This is a genomic window from Flavisolibacter tropicus (genome assembly GCF_001644645.1).
GTDB lineage: Bacteria > Bacteroidota > Bacteroidia > Chitinophagales > Chitinophagaceae > Flavisolibacter > Flavisolibacter tropicus.
This window is the reverse complement of sequence record NZ_CP011390.1, coordinates 2268091-2285000: the sequence shown is the minus strand read 5'-3', so window position 1 is coordinate 2285000 and position 16910 is coordinate 2268091. Positions and strand designations below refer to the sequence as shown.

The 16910-nt window shown below is 42.8% G+C and carries 15 protein-coding genes and 2 rRNA genes (1 of these 17 running past the window's edge); 13 read left to right on the top strand and 4 right to left on the bottom strand.

Going from position 1 to position 16910, the window contains the following annotated elements:
• The 9 genes from SY85_RS09580 to SY85_RS09540 form a co-directional block, all read left to right on the top strand.
• Positions 1-1863 (top strand): 23S ribosomal RNA (locus SY85_RS09580); it begins 1019 nt to the left of the window's first position.
• Between the two features lie 75 nt (positions 1864-1938).
• A 5S ribosomal RNA gene (rrf, locus tag SY85_RS09575) occupies positions 1939-2050 on the top strand.
• Positions 2051-2186: 136 nt separating this feature from the next.
• The gene (locus tag SY85_RS09570) at positions 2187-3287 is read left to right on the top strand and encodes a Nif3-like dinuclear metal center hexameric protein (RefSeq protein WP_066403943.1); all 1101 of its coding nucleotides are present in this window, start codon (positions 2187-2189) and stop codon (positions 3285-3287) included.
• Positions 3288-3387: 100 nt separating this feature from the next.
• Complete coding sequence (locus tag SY85_RS09565; RefSeq protein WP_066403941.1) at positions 3388-4143, top strand: zinc ribbon domain-containing protein; 756 nt, start codon at positions 3388-3390, stop codon at positions 4141-4143.
• A 589-nt stretch (positions 4144-4732) separates the two neighbouring features.
• Positions 4733-6391, top strand: coding sequence for a DNA repair protein RecN (gene recN, locus SY85_RS09560; protein WP_066403939.1), 1659 nt, complete (start codon positions 4733-4735; stop codon positions 6389-6391).
• A gap of 55 nt (positions 6392-6446) precedes the next feature.
• Positions 6447-7751 carry an ATP-binding protein gene (locus SY85_RS09555; RefSeq protein WP_066403937.1) on the top strand — a complete coding sequence of 435 codons (1305 nt, stop codon included), beginning with the start codon at positions 6447-6449 and terminating at the stop codon, positions 7749-7751.
• Positions 7751-9007 (top strand): tetratricopeptide repeat protein, encoded by a 1257-nt coding sequence (locus SY85_RS09550; protein ID WP_066403935.1) that lies wholly within the window; start codon positions 7751-7753, stop codon positions 9005-9007. Before SY85_RS09555 ends, SY85_RS09550 begins: the two co-directional genes overlap by 1 nt.
• 27 nt (positions 9008-9034) lie before the next feature.
• The gene (locus SY85_RS09545; protein WP_148661147.1) at positions 9035-9241 is read left to right on the top strand and encodes a hypothetical protein; all 207 of its coding nucleotides are present in this window, start codon (positions 9035-9037) and stop codon (positions 9239-9241) included.
• 60 nt (positions 9242-9301) lie between these two features.
• Positions 9302-10117 carry an enoyl-ACP reductase FabI gene (locus SY85_RS09540; RefSeq protein ID WP_066403931.1) on the top strand — a complete coding sequence of 272 codons (816 nt, stop codon included), beginning with the start codon at positions 9302-9304 and terminating at the stop codon, positions 10115-10117.
• 290 nt (positions 10118-10407) lie between these two features.
• On the opposite strand, the gene SY85_RS09535 is transcribed toward SY85_RS09540, so the two are convergent.
• On the bottom strand, positions 10408-10629 hold the full coding sequence (locus tag SY85_RS09535) for a DUF2795 domain-containing protein (RefSeq protein ID WP_066403929.1): 222 nt from the start codon (positions 10627-10629) through the stop codon (positions 10408-10410).
• 206 nt (positions 10630-10835) lie between these two features.
• Between SY85_RS09535 and SY85_RS09525 the strand changes: the two genes are divergently transcribed.
• Positions 10836-11510 (top strand): ABC transporter ATP-binding protein, encoded by a 675-nt coding sequence (locus SY85_RS09525; RefSeq protein WP_066403926.1) that lies wholly within the window; start codon positions 10836-10838, stop codon positions 11508-11510.
• Positions 11511-11817: 307 nt separating this feature from the next.
• Here the strand turns inward: SY85_RS09525 and rsmG are convergent, their stop codons facing one another.
• Positions 11818-12480 (bottom strand): 16S rRNA (guanine(527)-N(7))-methyltransferase RsmG, encoded by a 663-nt coding sequence (gene rsmG / locus SY85_RS09520; RefSeq protein ID WP_066403925.1) that lies wholly within the window; start codon positions 12478-12480, stop codon positions 11818-11820.
• A gap of 232 nt (positions 12481-12712) precedes the next feature.
• Here rsmG and SY85_RS09515 point away from each other — a divergent pair, with 232 nt between their 5' ends.
• A complete protein-coding gene (locus SY85_RS09515) occupies positions 12713-13267 on the top strand; it encodes a YciE/YciF ferroxidase family protein (RefSeq protein WP_066403924.1) in 555 nt (184 codons plus the stop codon).
• An 81-nt stretch (positions 13268-13348) separates the two neighbouring features.
• Here the strand turns inward: SY85_RS09515 and SY85_RS09510 are convergent, their stop codons facing one another.
• The gene (locus SY85_RS09510; RefSeq protein ID WP_066403920.1) at positions 13349-14473 is read right to left on the bottom strand and encodes a glycosyltransferase; all 1125 of its coding nucleotides are present in this window, start codon (positions 14471-14473) and stop codon (positions 13349-13351) included.
• 71 nt (positions 14474-14544) lie between these two features.
• Here SY85_RS09510 and tgt point away from each other — a divergent pair, with 71 nt between their 5' ends.
• A complete protein-coding gene (gene tgt, locus SY85_RS09505; RefSeq protein WP_226999059.1) occupies positions 14545-15708 on the top strand; it encodes a tRNA guanosine(34) transglycosylase Tgt in 1164 nt (387 codons plus the stop codon).
• 208 nt (positions 15709-15916) lie between these two features.
• On the top strand, positions 15917-16684 hold the full coding sequence (locus tag SY85_RS09500; protein ID WP_066403919.1) for a HEAT repeat domain-containing protein: 768 nt from the start codon (positions 15917-15919) through the stop codon (positions 16682-16684).
• 50 nt (positions 16685-16734) lie between these two features.
• Here SY85_RS09500 and SY85_RS25625 read toward each other — a convergent pair whose 3' ends face one another.
• Entirely contained in the window at positions 16735-16887 is a 153-nt protein-coding gene (locus SY85_RS25625) for a hypothetical protein (protein ID WP_158512958.1), read from the bottom strand.
• Between the last annotated feature and the right edge of the window lie 23 nt (positions 16888-16910).

Sequence of the window (16910 nt, the reverse complement as noted above, 5' to 3'; positions counted from 1 at the left end):
AACAGCTAAGGTCCCTAATACGTAGTTAAGTTGATCAAACGAGGTGGGGTTTCTATAACAGCCAGGATGTTGGCTTGGAAGCAGCCATTCATTTAAAGAGTGCGTAACAGCTCACTGGTCGAGAGACCCTGCACGGAAAATAATCGGGCATCAAACTACGAACCGAAGCTTTATGTTGCCACCTTGGGTGGTATACGGTAGGGGAGCATTCTGGCCGGCGTCGAAGGTGATGGGTGACCATTGCTGGAGCGGCCAGAAAAGAAAATGTAGGTATAAGTAACGATAAACAAGGTGAAAAACCTTGTCGCCGAAAGTCTAAGGGTTCCTGATCAACGTTAATCGGATCAGGGTTAGTCTGGTCCTTAGGTGAACCCGAAAGGGGTAACTGATGGAAAGCTGGTTAATATTCCAGCACCAGCATTAGTTTCGATGGGGTGACGCAGTATTGAAAGTTCCCCGCACTTACGGAATAGTGCGGTTAAGTATGTAGCTAGTTTCTCTGTAGGCAAATCCATGGAGAAAGGCAAAGTACGAAAGTACACCAAGGCTTCGGCTGCGGTGAGTGGACCTAAAAGCTGCCAAGAAAAACCTCTAAGGTTAGGCTAGTGCTGCCAGTACCGCAAACCGACACAGGTAGACGGGATGAGAATTCTAAGGCGCTCGGGTGAGCCGTGGAGAAGGAACTAGGCAAATTGACGCTGTAACTTCGGGATAAAGCGTCCCTGCTTCGGCAGGGCACAGTAAAATGGTTCAACCAACTGTTTAACAAAAACACAGGGCTCTGCAAAATCGAAAGATGACGTATAGGGCCTGATACCTGCCCGGTGCTGGAAGGTTAAGGAAGGGTGTTCGGCCGAAAGGCCAAAGCTCCTGACTGAAGCCCCAGTAAACGGCGGCCGTAACTATAACGGTCCTAAGGTAGCGAAATTCCTTGTCGGGTAAGTTCCGACCTGCACGAATGGTCTAATGAGTTGAACACTGTCTCCTCCACGAGCCCGGTGAAATTGTAGTATCGGTGAAGATGCCGGTTACCCGCCACGGGACGGAAAGACCCCGTGAACCTTCACTACAACTTTGCATTGATTTTGAACAACCGATGTGTAGGATAGTTGGGACGCTATGAAGCGTGGTCGCCAGGCCATGTGGAGCGGTCGTTGAAATACCAACCTTCGTTTGTTTAGAGTCTAATCCCCACAAGGGAAACAGTGCATGGTGGGTAGTTTGACTGGGGTGGTCGCCTCCTAAAAAGTAACGGAGGCTTGCAAAGGTTCCCTCAGTACGGTTGGTAATCGTACGTAGAGCGCATCAGTATAAGGGAGCTTGACTGTGAGACAGACAAGTCGAGCAGGGGCGAAAGCCGGCTGAAGTGATCCGGTGGTTCTGTATGGAAGGGCCATCGCTCAAAGGATAAAAGGTACTCCGGGGATAACAGGCTGATCTCCCCCAAGAGCTCATATCGACGGGGAGGTTTGGCACCTCGATGTCGGTTCGTCACATCCTGGGGCTGGAGAAGGTCCCAAGGGTTCGGCTGTTCGCCGATTAAAGTGGCACGTGAACTGGGTTCAGAACGTCGCAAGACAGTTCGGTCCCTATCTGTGGTGGGCGCAAGTAAATTGAGAGGACATGACCTTAGTACGAGAGGACCGGGTCGTACGTACCGCTGGTGTATCAGTTGTGCCGCCAGGTGCAGTGCTGAGTAGCTATGTACGGACAGGATAAACGCTGAAAGCATCTAAGCGTGAAACCTTCCTCAAGATGAGTTTACTTTTAAGAGCCGTCAAAGACGATGACGTTGATAGGCTACAGGTGTAAAGCTGGCGACAGCAAAGCCGAGTAGTACTAATTGCTCGTACGCTTTAATTTTTATTTTATAGTACTCCGGCTACCAACTTTTTTTCCAATATGTTACCTTATTGTCTCGAAACAGACTGACCTTTTTATGGTGGTTTTGCCGAGGGTGTTCACCTCTTCCCATACCGAACAGAGAAGTTAAGCCCCTCATGGCCGATGGTACTGCACCACAATGCGGGAGAGTAGGTAGCTGCCATATTTCTTTTAAAAGCCTTCGTGCCTCCGCACGGAGGCTTTTTTCGTTTACCCCCCCTTCCCCCCGACTGCCAAAGGGGCTTTTCCCCCCGCAGCGCGCCGGAGACGTTACTTCCCCCAAAATCCCCTACCTTGCCGGCATGGTTTTCATTCACGAATTGGTAAACAGCCTGGAGCAGTTTGCCCCCACCGCCCTGCAGGAAGCGTACGACAACTGTGGCCTGCTCACCGGTACCCCCCACACCGCCTGCACCGGGGTGCTCACCACCCTCGACGTCACCGTGGACGTCCTGCGGGAAGCTAAAGAAAACGGTTGTAATCTCGTTGTTGCACATCATCCTATCATATTTGGTGGACTTAAGAGCATTACAGGTAAAAACTATGTTGAACAGGTAATCATGGAGGCTATTAAGAACGATATAGCTATCTATGCGGCTCACACCAACATGGACAATGTATTATTAGGCGTTAATGGTAAAATGTCTGAAAAGCTGGGACTTACCAATACAGCTGTTTTAAGTCCTAAGCAAAAGATATTACGCCGCCTGATAACCTTTGCGCCTAATAATAAGGCCAATGAAGTACGTGATGCTGTTTTTGCTGCTGGTGCTGGACATATAGGTCAATATTCAGATTGTAGTTTTAATAGCAAAGGTGTTGGAACTTTCAAAGCCGAAAAGGGTGCAGATCCCTATGTAGGAGAGATTGGAAAACTGCATGAAGAAGAAGAAACAAAGATTGAGATCGTTTATCCTTTTTACTTAGAGCAGCAAGTGGTAAAAGCGTTAATAGAAAATCATCCCTACGAAGAAGTAGCGTATGATATTTTTACCATGGAAAATGTTCATTGGGGCATTGGGTCGGGTGTTATTGGGGAGCTACCTTTTCCTATGGAAGAAAATGATTTCCTGAAGCAAATAAAAGATACTTTCCAGTGTGGGGCGGTTCGGCATACACCGCTCACAGGTAAAAAGGTAAAAAAAGTAGCCTTGTGCGGTGGAGCAGGGGCATTTCTTATTAAAAAAGCTTTAAGTGATGGTGCTGACTTTTATATTACAGCCGATGTTAAATACCATGAGTTTTTTGATGCTGAAGGGAAAATGGTGATCGCAGATATTGGACATTATGAAAGTGAGCAATATACAGTGGAGTTATTGCATGATTTGATCGCCAAAAAATTCCCTACCTTTGCCGTCCTTAAAACAAGCATCAACACGAATCCCATACAGTATTTTGTATAAGAAGAGAATGAAGTTTTGGGATAAACAGGGTTGATGTATAAAGAAATAAAGCTGGTATTATATATTTATAGACCACAAACTTAAAATTACAATCTCAATAATGGCAAACGTTAAAGAATACTCTGTAGAAGAGAAACTTACTTCACTGGTTAATCTTCAAAAAGTTGATAGCAAACTTGATGAAATCCGCATCCTGAAAGGTGAATTACCAATGGAAGTGGCAGACTTGGAAGATGAGATCCAAGGTTTGCACGCACGTCAATTGCGTATTGAAGAAGAAATTAACGGTATTACCGAGTTTATTTCTCAAAAGAAAGAGGCTATAAAAGAAGCTGAGGGCTTGTTGAAGAAATATGAAAAAGATAGCGAGAATGTAAAGAATAACCGTGAGTTTGAAGCTATCAATAAAGAGATTGAAATGCAGCAACTTGAAATCAAGTTGTGTGAAAAGCACATCAAAGATGCTAATGAAGAAATTGCTGAAAAGGCACAAGCTTTAGAAAAAGCGAAAAAGGCTTTAAATACAAAAGAAGGTGTTTTAAACAGCAAGAAGGGTGAGTTAGAAAAGATCATTGCATCTACCGAAAAGGAAGAAGCGCAATTCTTAAAATCAGCTGAAGCTGCTCGCAGTCATGTAGATGATCGCTTGTTGGCTAGCTATGAAAAGATTCGCAAGAACTATCGTAATGGCTTAGCCGTAGTGCCGGTAGAGCGTGATGCTTGTGGTGGTTGTTTCTATTCTATTCCTCCTCAAAAACAAAGCGAGATCAAACAACGCAAGAAAGTAATGGTGTGTGAGAACTGCGGTCGTATCTTGGTTGACGCTGAACTAGTAGATTCAGTTGAAGTAAAGTAAGCTGCAGTGTACAAGGCTCATGAAACGTCAAACGTGAAATGAGTCCCTAATTGCATAATCTTATTCTATATAACAAATGCACTCCACTATGGGGTGCATTTTCATTTATCAACTTCATCTCTCTTCATTGAACATTTAGTATTGAAAATTGAGCATTGAACATTTCTTCTCCCCTTACTCATCACTCACACCTTTCCCTTCCTTGCCCCTTGAACATTGAGCGTTGAGCATTGAACATTCCCTCCTTATTCATTCCTCCTCACTCATTATTCCTCCTTCCTTGTTCCTTGTTCATTATTCCCTTCCTTGTCAACTCCTCAACTTTTTAACCCGTCAACTAAAAATCAGCCATCCCTACATCAGCCATTTCCTCTGTGCCCCTCCTTGCCCCTGTGCCTCTGTTGTTCCCCCTCTCTGCTTCTCTGCGTGAAACCAATAAGCACGAAACGCTACCTTCCGTTGACTGTTGTCTGTCGGCTGTGGACCTATTTCACGTTTCACGTTTTGCCGGGCTTTCCCTTAATCGCTAAAATATTTAGTCAATTTTAATCGTAGCATAATGGATTTGCTTTAATTTGTTCCCTGATTTATGCTGAGCCGACTATCTATACAGAACTACGCAATTATTGACGAATTGGACGTTGATTTCTCTTCCAACCTCAATATCATTACCGGTGAAACAGGAGCCGGTAAATCAATTATTCTTGGCGCTTTAGGATTGATCCTGGGCGGGCGTTCGGATAGTGGCGCCTTAAAGAACCGGGAGAAAAAATGTATTGTAGAAGGTACTTTTAAAAATGAGTTGCTGGATGATCATGTAACTACTTTTTTAAAGGAACGCGAGCTGGACATTCTGGACGAGTTAGTAGTGCGTAGAGAGATTGCGCCTAACGGTAAGTCCAGGGCATTTGTAAATGATACACCGGTAAACCTTTCACAGCTCAATCAGCTAAGCAGTTTATTGGTAGACCTACACCAACAATTTGATACGTTAGAAATAGGTGAAAGCGACTTCCAGCGCGAAGTGCTCGATGCGTTGGCCGGCAATTTCCCTTTATTAAAAACTTACCGTCAATATTTTAGTCAATTACAAGCTACACGTAGAAAGTTAGATACCCTTCGTGAGCAAAAGAACCAGTTCAACAAAGAGTTTGACTACCACCAATTTCAATTTAATGAATTGGAGGAAGCTGGGTTTAAAGAGAATGAACTGGAAGATTTAGAACTAGAGCTGAAAACGCAGACCAATGCAGAAGGAATTCGCCTGGCATTGGGTAAAACTTATCATGGCTTAGAGGAAAGTGAAGAACCAATTATTCGCCAGTTAAAAACCATGGTAAATGCGTTGCAACCTTACTGTGACCTCCATGCGGATATACCATCACTTATACAACGTTTGCAATCAGCATATATTGAGCTTCAGGATATTGCTGACGAAACAGATCGGATCAGTAATCATATTAGTGCAGATCCTGCCTTGATTGAAAAGATCAACGATCGGTTATCGCTAGGATATAAGCTTTTGAAAAAACATGGCGTCAAGACAACTGAAGAATTACTTGCCATAAAAAGAGAGTTGGAGGAAAAGCTACAGGCTGTATTGAATATTGACGATGAAATTACTGCCATTGAAAAGGACTTTGCCCAACAGATACAGCAGGCAGATGAAATGGCAGATAAAATATCAAAAGCGCGGTATGCACAAATAGCTCCATTGGAAAAGAAAGTGAATATCATGCTGGCACAAGTGGGAATGCCCAACGCACGCTTGCAGGTAGCTATAAAGAAAACGAATCTTTCTGATGCAGGTTTTGATGAAATTGAGTTCCTGTTTGACGCCAATAAGAGCAACCAGTTTCAGCCATTACGTAAGGTGGCGTCTGGTGGGGAATTAAGCCGATTAATGCTCTGTATTAAATCGCTGGTAGCAACGTCAATGAATCTACCTACGTTGATCTTTGACGAAATCGATACAGGTATATCGGGTGAGGCGGCCAAACAAGTAGGTGTGATCATGAAAGAGCTGGCCGGTGCTCGTCAGGTAATTTGTATTACACACCAGCCACAAATAGCCGGCAAGGCAGATGCCCATTATCTGGTATACAAAGCTGTAAAAGGTGATAGCATTACAACAGGAGTCCGTCTGTTGAACGTAGACGAGCGTATAGTAGCTATTGCTAAAATGCTGAGCGGTGAAAAACCCACAGCTGCTGCTTTAGAAAATGCCAGGGAAATGGTGATGAACTAAGTTAATTTCAATCTTTATAATACATACTATCAATCATGATAGTAAACTGATTTCTATGAGAAACGAAATGATTGATAATCTTCTTGAGGCGCTTCAGCACTCACCCGATAATATTCCTTTGCGCTTACAGGTTGCTCAATTACTCTTAAATGATAAAGCGTATACAGAAGCAGCCGAGCAGTTTCAAATTGTTTTAGAAAAATCATATGGTAATATCAAGGCACATTCTGGATTGGCTATGTGTTATTATCATTTACAGAAGTTTTCTGCGGCCACTATTATCTATGAGCAAATAGAAGAGAATCTTACTTTTCAGGATCAGGTGCTTTATGTAAAATGCCTGATTAAAGAGAATGCATTAGAACATGCAATTGAAATTTACCAGGGTCTGATTGTTATGCATCCTGGTTTTAAGGATGAAGAAATCGATACCTACTTACGTACCCCAGTGGTAGGAGTAGCGGATGATATGGAGTCAGATGACAGTTCTTATTTCATGCAAAAGCCAAAAGAGAAGTTTGCGGATGTGGGCGGAATGAAACGGGTGAAGGATGAGATCAGCATGAAGATCATTCAGCCGTTAAAGAACCCTGATTTATATAAAGCATTTGGTAAAAAGATCGGTGGAGGCATTTTGTTGTATGGTCCTCCTGGTTGTGGTAAAACCTTTATTGCAAAGACTACGGCTGGTGAAATTGATGCTAAGTTCATAGCCATCGGTTTACACGATATCCTTGACATGTGGATCGGCAACAGTGAAAAAAACCTGCACGCTATTTTTGAAATGGCACGGAATAACAAGCCTTGCGTACTATTCTTCGATGAAGTAGATGCCATAGGGGCTAGCCGCGCTGATCTGAAGCAATCGGCTATGCGTCATGTGATCAATCAATTTCTTTCAGAGTTAGATGGCGTCTCTTCTGATAATGAAGGCGTATTGATTTTGGCAGCAACCAATGCGCCTTGGAGTGTAGATCCGGCATTTAGAAGACCAGGCCGTTTTGATCGGATCATCTTTGTGGAGCCGCCAGATGAAGGAGCCCGTGCTGAAATACTAAATAGTATTCTGAAAGAAAAGCCGGTTGGTGAAGTTGATATAGATAAAATAGCAAGGGAAACGAACAACTATTCAGGTGCCGACTTGAAAGCTGTTATTGACATGGCGGTAGAAGAAAAGCTGCAGGAATCCATGCTAAAGGGAACAATCCAACCAATACAAACGAAGGATCTTTTGAAAGCCGTAAAGCAGCACCGCCCAAGTACCTTGGAGTGGTTTGCGTCCGCGCGTAACTATGCCCTGTATGCAAATGAGTCGGGCTTGTATGATGATATCTTAAAGCATCTTAAAATCAAGAAGTAATGATGGACACTGGCGTATTGCTTGACCGTGCGGACATCTTGTTAGATCAAGGGCGGTATAAAGATACAGAGGACAGTATAAAGCAGGTATTACAACTGGATCCAAATAACGATTATGCGCTGGCCATGCTGGGGCGTTGCTATATAAATACAAAGCGGTATAACGAAGGCGTAACTGTTATACAACGAGCCATTGCTTTACGTCCAAATAATGACTTTTACTTTTACTTGCTCGGCTTTGTATATTATCAAACCGACGCTTATAAAGCAGCCAAGGAGCAGCTAGGCCAGGCTATAGAATTAAATCCATATCATCCTGAGTATTTCGGCATGATGGCCCATGTGCTGCTACAGGAAAAAGAATTCGAGGCTGCTTTAGACAAAGCAAATGAGGGGCTGGCAATTGATCCTGAAAACCTTACTTGCTTAAACACCCGTTCCATTGCGCTTAACAAATTAAAGCGTACTGAAGATGCTATTGCCACCATGCAAAATGCACTGGCGCAAGACCCGGACAACCCAATTACTCATTCCACTGTGGGTTGGAACTTTTTAGAGAAAGGCCGGCATAAAGATGCTCAGCAACATTTCCTGGAAGCATTGCGCGTTGAACCTAATTATAATAATGCGAAAACAGGCTTGAAAGAATCGCTGAAATCGAAAGTGCCACCCTATAAATGGCTGTTGCAGTATAGCTTTTGGGTGCATAACAGCGGAAAGAAGGTGGCTCAATATATGCCCATCATTCTATTCATCGCATTTCGTGTACTGATTACTGTATTTAAAACTAACGATACTACATCAGGTCTTGCATGGACATTGGGGGGTATATACCTGTTATTTGTAGTTACCTCCTGGAGTATAAACTCTATTGCCAACTTTACCTTGCTTTTTCATCCGTTGGGAAAGCATGCGTTGACAAACTCAGAAAAATGGTCAGCCATAACGGTAGTAGCGGCTATGATAAGTGGATTGTGTTTATTGGGCTCCAGTGAATGGCTTATAGCTGGGGATGAGGGCGGACAATATTTTATAGCCGGTCTGATCTTGATTTCTTTAGCACTTCCATTAGGTGTAATGGAATATCCAATACACTATAAAAACAAAAACAAGAGGGAGTTATTTACGAAGTTGTTGTTGGTAACCGGATTACTAACATTACTGGTGGTAGCAATTGCCCCAGATACAGGTTATAGATTGAGTATTATTTACTTGCTAGGCTTCATGATTTATAACTGGACTGGAATTGGTAAATAAGTAGCATAATCTTATTATAATATGCGGGTGAAACGATTATTAATACTGGTAATTATTTTACTTGCTCTTATTCCAGCTTTTTATGTAAACCGGTGGTTACAACAGATCATTCAGCCACGCCGCTCTTTTGTTCAATTGATGTTGTATATCCTCACTTGCTTTGCCTTTGTATTTGTCTATACTTTCCTGTTGGTTTGGATTATTACACAAGTCTTTCCGCAGGCAAATAGATAAAGGATTATTTTTACCCCGCCGAAATCAAATAAAACAGTACTAAAACATTAATAAAAGTCTATGTCTAATAACTTATTGGCCGGAAAAAAAGGGATCATATTTGGGGCACTTGATGAAAAATCAATTGCTTGGAAAACAGCGTTGAAATGTCATGAGCAAGGGGCACAGATCGTATTAACGAATGCTCCTGTGGCTTTACGCATGGGAGAGATCAACAAGCTGGCAGAAGCCATAAATGCTCCTGTTATTGGCGCCGATGTAACCAATATGGATGATTTGAAGAAGTTATTTGAAGAAGCACAGGCTCATTTTGGTGGTAAGATCGACTTCGTTCTGCACTCTATTGGTATGAGTTTGAATGTTCGTAAGGGTAAGCATTACACTGAAATGAACTACGAGTGGAATCAGAAAACACTGGATATTTCGGCTATGAGCTTGCACCGTGTGCTGCGTACAGCCTGGGATATGGATGCATTAAATGATTGGGGTAGTGTAGTAGCTTTATCCTATATCGCTGCTCAGCGTGTATTCCCTGATTATAATGAAATGGCCGATGCAAAGGCTTTATTGGAAAGTGTAGCCCGCAGCTTTGGTTACCACTATGGTGTAAAGCGTAAAGTGCGCGTAAATACCATTTCTCAATCTCCTACTCGTACTACTGCGGGTAGCGGTGTAAAAGGCTTTGATAGTTTTGTAGACTATGCTGAGAAAATGAGCCCATTAGGTAATGCCAGTGCAGAAGATTGCGCTAACTATTGTGTTACTCTTTTCAGTGACATGACGCGTTTTGTAACCATGCAGAACTTATTCCACGATGGTGGCTTTAGCTTTACAGGCGTTAGCCAGGCTATTGTAGAAGGAATGGGCGGCGAATAACGGCCCTCCGTCCCCGAAGGAAAAGGCCCTCCTAAATCCTCCCGAAGGGAGGACTTCGCTGCCGCACAGCACCAGAAGGTCAAATAATATTACATAAGAAAAGCACTCCCTAAATGGAGTGCTTTTTATTTTATTCAAGATTTCTCTTAGTAATACCTCGTCGAAAAGCAGGCCTTGTGCAATGGGGCTCCTCCCCTTACGGGGAGGCCGGGTGGGGCCTTCCCGTAGGGGGACAGGTGCAAAAAGAAAGCCACTCTAAAGAGTGGCCTTTCAATTTCTTTTCCAGACTATTAATATTCGTCATCGTTAAACAGGAAGTCTTCCTGTGTAGGATAATCTGGCCAAATATCTTCAATGCTTTCATACACTTCACCTTCGTCTTCCAACTCTTGAAGGTTCTCAACTACTTCGATGGGCGCACCACTACGAATTGAATAGTCGATCAATTCGTCTTTGGTTGCAGGCCAAGGAGCGTCTTCCAGGTATGATGCAAGTTCAAGTGTCCAAAACATTGTTGTAAAGTTTTATCGGTACTGAAAACGGTATGATTCCAAGAATAATTACTATGCCAAAAGGAAATATTCCTTTTGAATTTTCCGCAAAAGTAGGGTTATTCACCAATTTACCAAATGTGTTCCTGGTAAGATAGGATAGAAGGCAATAAAGGCTTTGCTGAACGGCATTGTTTACTGATATTTGAGGATACAGTAAGGTAAGCATGAGTGTATTAGTAGCAACAGATATTCATAAGCGATTTGGCACGGTTGAGGTCTTAAAAGGAGTGGATTTATCCATACAAAAGGGTGAAATTGTCAGTATTGTGGGGCCTTCTGGCTCAGGTAAGAGTACTTTATTACATATATTGGGAACGCTGGATAAGCCGGATCGAGGGCAGGTAATGCTCAATAACGCAAATGTAACAGCGCTAACAGGTAAGAAGCTAGCTCAGTTTCGCAACCACCACATTGGCTTTGTCTTTCAGTTTCACCATTTACTCCCTGAATTCTCCGCTCTGGAAAATGTATGCATACCAGGCTGGATGGCAGGCACAAAGAAGCAGGTTGTAAAGGACCGGGCGGTAGAATTATTGGGCTTGCTTGGTTTGAGCCACCGGTTGGATCATAAACCCAATGCCATGTCTGGTGGGGAGCAACAAAGGGTAGCTGTAGCTAGGGCCCTGATAAATAACCCTGATATTTTATTTGCCGATGAGCCCACTGGTAATTTGGACTCTGCCAATGCAAGAGAGCTGCACCAGTTATTCTTTGACCTGCGTAAGAACTTTGGACAAACCTTCCTGATTGTAACCCACAATGAAGAGCTGGCTCAATTGAGCGATCGCACGGTACACATGAAAGATGGAAAGATACTGGATGCTTCGGCCGTGGCCTAATGCACCCCTACACATAAAGGAGAGCGCTTCGCGCTGTATGGTGTCGCGCAGAGGGCGCAGAGAAAAGGAGAAGAATACAAAATGTCTATAAAAGAAAAAGCCCTCCACTTGTGGGGGCTTTTGTATTTAATTCGGTCTTTCTTAGCGTCTTTAAATCTTAGCTCCTTTGCGTGAAACTCCTCCTTCCTTGTCAACTTATCATTTTGTCAACTTGTCACCCCTTCTTCATCCTTCCTTGTTCAGTATTCCTTCCTCCTTTTCTCCTTCCTCTGTGCGAAACAAAATAGCGCGAAGCGCTCCTCTTCATTTAGGCTTTTACATACACCAAATACTTCTCCTTAAAGTATTCTTCATCAAAAAGGCTGCTGATCTCGATCATTCGGGGGCGCGTGCCGCTTTCGGAGATCTCCTGGGCCAGGTCACCGCCTTTAAGGCAAATAAGGCCGGATTTATATACCTCATCGCTTGTAGGGCCTTCAACCGTAAACTGAGTGTTTTTTAACAACGGCTTACTCCAGGTCCAAAGATCTTTTAAAGGAGCTACAGCACGGCTTACTACGAAGTCGAACTTGCGGTTTTTAATCTCTTCCACACGGGTGTGTTGAGTGGTTACATTGGGCAGGTTGATGGCCTCTTTCACCGCTTCAATGATCTTTAGTTTTTTACCTACACTATCTACCAGGTGAAACTGTACTTCTGGAAAAAAGATGGCTAGTGGTACGCCTGGAAACCCGCCGCCTGTACCAATGTCAATGATTTGAAGGCCTTTGGGAAAGTCGAATATGGCTGCAATAGTTAGTGAGTGCAGGATATGTTTTTCGTAAAGGCTCTCAATGTCTTTACGGGAAATGACGTTGATCTTAGCGTTCCACTCGGTATATAGATCGCCTAGCGCGCGTAACTGATCTACTTGCTTAGGAGAAAAATCAGAGAAATATTTTAATACAATATCAACGGTAGGTGCACTCATGCCGCAAAACTAAGACTTGTAAACTGAAGCATAAGTAATGAAGCCTGAAACTGAGGAAGTGCTGCTACAATTATTCAATGGGCGCCTGTTTGTTAGTATCAATTTGCCATTCTGAAAATGAGCGAGGGATATTTTACGTCTAGAATCCAGTTCAAAATGCTGAATAAAAGGCTGTCCTATATAGTTAAAAGAAAATAGGCATAGTCTTTCGTCTACACCTCAAAAATTTGGTATGGCAAGAACAAGTTCAAGAACGAAGAAAGCCAAAAATGCAGGAGCGGGAGCAAATGATTCTTTATTACAGGAATTGTTCCTGGATTCTCTGAAAGATATTTATTACGCAGAAAAAGCAATTTTAAAGGCGCTTCCAAAGATGAAAAGAGCGGCCACTTCACAAGAGTTGGCAGCAGCATTTGAAGAGCACTTGGAAGTAACTGAAGGACAAGTTGGACGCTTGGAACAAATATTTGAATCTATTGATGAAAAAGTGCGTAGCAAGAAATGCGATGCTATTGAAGGCTTGATCAAAGAGGCTCAAAGTATTATAGAAGATACGGATAAGGGCACTTCAACCAGGGATGTAGGACTGATCCTTGCAGCTCAAAAGGTAGAGCATTATGAAATTGCTACGTATGGGGGGCTGCGTCAATTAGCTGAAACCTTAGGTTATTCCGAAGCCGTTGAATTACTGCAGCAGACTTTAGATGAAGAAAAAGAAACAGATCTTAAGCTGACAGATATTGCAGAAAACAATATCAATTATGAGGCTGCAGAAGAAGAGGAATAAATCTAGCTCGTAGATAATACAAAGACGCCAGTAGTTAACTACTGGCGTCCTTGTATTAAAGTTATTTAATTGGCTATTACGTTACTGCCAAGTCTTTTTAGGTTTGCGCCATACTGCTGGGGCAAAAAGGATATAATAAAAGAAAAGCCAAATATCCCAGAATAGAAACAATGGGAACAGGTCTTCCTCGCCTAACCGCTTCATCGTTTTCTTCCAGTTTATTGCTACTACAATTAGGCGAATTACAAAAGGTATTAAAGTCCAGCGCCAGTCAAAAAAGATCATGGACGCTATGAACAGCGGGTACACCAAGAAAAGGGTAGCAGTATAAAGTGCTAATAAAAACTGATGCGACTTTTTATAAAACTTGCCTGTAGAGTAGTGACGGTTTTTTTGACGCTTCCAGTCCTTCCAGGTTTGCTTGGGTTGGGAAACGGTAAAGGACTCTGGGTCTAGTACCACTGCTGTATTGTGCTTGGTGGCTACTTTGTTGATAAACAAATCATCATCACCACTGGGAATATGGTTGATAGACGAAAAGCCTTTATTCTTAAAGAAGAGTGATTTCCGGTAGGCCAGATTGCGTCCAACGCCCATATAAGGCTTACCTGCCAGTGCGTAGCCAAAGTACTGCAGGGCGGTATGGAAGGTTTCAAAGCGAATGACCTTATTTAAAAAACCTGGTAGCCTTTTGTACGCTCCATAGCCTAATACAATTTCAACACCGTCACTGAATGCATGCTGCATAGAGTACATCCAGTCTTCTGTAGCAGGTACACAGTCCGCATCGGTCAATAATACCACCTCGTGCTTGGCCTCCTTAATACCAATAGATAGGGGAAACTTTTTACCTGCAATCAGCTTGCCTTCTTGCTCTAGGTCAATGACCTGTAAGTGACGAAATGTTTTCTGTAATTCGGCTAAAAGGTACTTACTGTCATCGACAGAGTTGTCATTGACCACAATTACTTCGTGGGTGGTAGGATAGCGCTGTACCAGCACGCCGGGTAAATGGCGGGCCAGGTTTTCATCTTCATCACGGGCACAAATTACTACTGAAACCGGATGTTGCTGATTGTGTTCTTTTTCTTGGGGCTGGTACTTAGCCACCCTTCTAAAAAAGAAAACATAATAGAACAACTGGATCAGAATAACAAAGACAAACACGGCAAACAGTACCAGTTGCCAGGTAATATCAATACTCATAAACGTTAGCGAGGGGTCGAATGTACGGTATTCTTAACCAATTTAACTGCTAAATCGATGAAGAAAGTACAATGCTCGCCGTATCTTGCGGCGCTATGCCAGCTTTACAGTTTCAATTAGAAATAACCGATGCCAAAAGTGCCGCCCGTGCCGGCACAATTACTACTGACCATGGTACCATTCAAACACCCATATTTATGCCGGTGGGTACTATTGGTAGTGTGAAAGCAGTGACCCAGCAGCAATTGGCAGATCCCATAAAGGCTCAAATTATCTTGGGAAATACCTATCATTTATATCTACGCCCGGGTATGCAGGTAATGGAGAAAGCCGGCGGCTTACACCAATTTATGAATTGGAACAAGCCTATTCTTACGGATAGTGGTGGGTTCCAGGTATTTTCTTTAGCTGGCAACAGGAAGATCAATGAGGAAGGTGTGATGTTTCAAAGCCATATTGATGGTAGTAAACATTTATTTACGCCAGAAAAGGTAATGGATATAGAGCGCACGATTGGCGCTGATATCATGATGGCTTTTGATGAGTGTCCGCCCGCTAATGCGGAATACAAGTATGCATTGAATTCTATGAACCTGACGCATCGCTGGCTGGATCGTTGTTTCAAACATTTTAATGCAACGCCTGATAAGTATGGCCATACTCAAAACCTTTTTCCCATTGTTCAAGGGGCGGTACATCATGACTTGCGTAAGGCATCGTGTGAATATATTGCTTCTAAAGAGGCTACAGGTAATGCCATTGGTGGATTAAGCGTGGGTGAACCGGAGCCGGTGATGTACGAGATCTGTCAGCTTTGCTGTGAAAACCTACCTACTCAAAAGCCTCGCTACCTGATGGGAGTGGGCACGCCTTGGAATATTTTGGAATGTATAGCATTGGGCATTGATATGTTTGATTGTGTAATGCCTACCCGCAATGGGCGCAATGCCATGCTGTTTACGTCTAAAGGCATCATCAATATTGACAATAAAAAGTGGGAGTATGATTTCTCTCCAATTGATGATGGTATTGATTGCGAGTGGAGTCATTATTACAGCAAGTCCTATGTGCGGCACCTGTTTAAGGCCAGCGAGATATTGGGATTAACTATTGCATCAGTACAAAACCTGGCGTTCTACCTATGGCTGGTGAAGGAGGCGCGTAAGCATATACAACAAGGCGACTTCCTAGCGTGGAAGAATGAAATGGTGCCGGTATTAAAAACCAGATTATAGAACTAGGATTAAAGGAGAGGAGGGATTAGGAGGAGACGGGAATTAGCTGATAGTTGATAGAGAAGGAATTTGGAATTTGGAATTTGGAGTTTGGAGTTTGGAATTTGGAATTGAGAGAAGTGATGGAATGAAATAATTAATAATCAATAATTATTAAGGAAAGTAAGCGCTTACTTGATTATTTACTTCTTTAAACCAAAACTTATTAATGGGCTTTTATCAACTATCGAAAGAAGTACGGCAGCAAAAGGTGGCTGAAATGAATCGGGCTATTTTTGATGATCTGCAATTGGGGCATGATGATCAGTTGATAACGTATTTCTCCGATGAGGATACTTACATCCGGAAGACAGCCTATTTAGCTGTTGGTAAAATCTACAAAACAAAGAAAGTACTTCAGTCTGCCATTCTAAGAGTATTAGAGGTTCTTGCTGAATATGCGAATGAGAAAATAAGACAAACGGCTATCAATGCTGCCGGTGAAATTGGGATCATTAACTTTGCACCCATTGAGCATTTGATGGAGAAGGGATTGTTTGATGCACATCATTCGGTTCGGAATGCGGTTATTGGATCCATAAAGAAAATGGGGGAGAAGAACCCTGAACCAGTGCTTGCATTTGCCAAGCGTTTTTTGCATCATGAGGATAAAGAGATACGCCGGGAGATTTGTCATGGCATTGAGCTGCGCGGCCGTACCCATCCTCAGGATATTCTACCATTACTAAAAGAGCTGGAGCATGATAAAACAGCCAGAGTGCGAAATACGCTGGTACATGTGCTGGGGCAAATCAGTTATAAGAAAGACTGCCTGGCAACCGTAATACTCCACTTGAAAACCTGGGAGAATGAAGATGTTGTAAAAAAAGCATTGGACGAAATAATAGACGTTCACGATCGCTATAAAGACTTTTCTGCATTAACACAGAAACAGGCTAAGGACTATATTGACCTGCACTACTTTCAAAACCATTAAATCATCAGTGGGTATTAGATACCAGTTTTTTATCCTTGTCAACTTTCCAGTTAGTCAACTTCCCAGTCAGTCAACTTCCCAACTTTTAATCCAGCTTTCTTTTGCGTCTTTGCTTCTTTGCCAATTTGCGTGAAATATTTGTCTCTCTTTCCACCATGCTGTCTATCCGTATTGAACATTTCCTCTACTTCTTCCTTCATCATTCCTTGTTCATTATTCCTTTCCT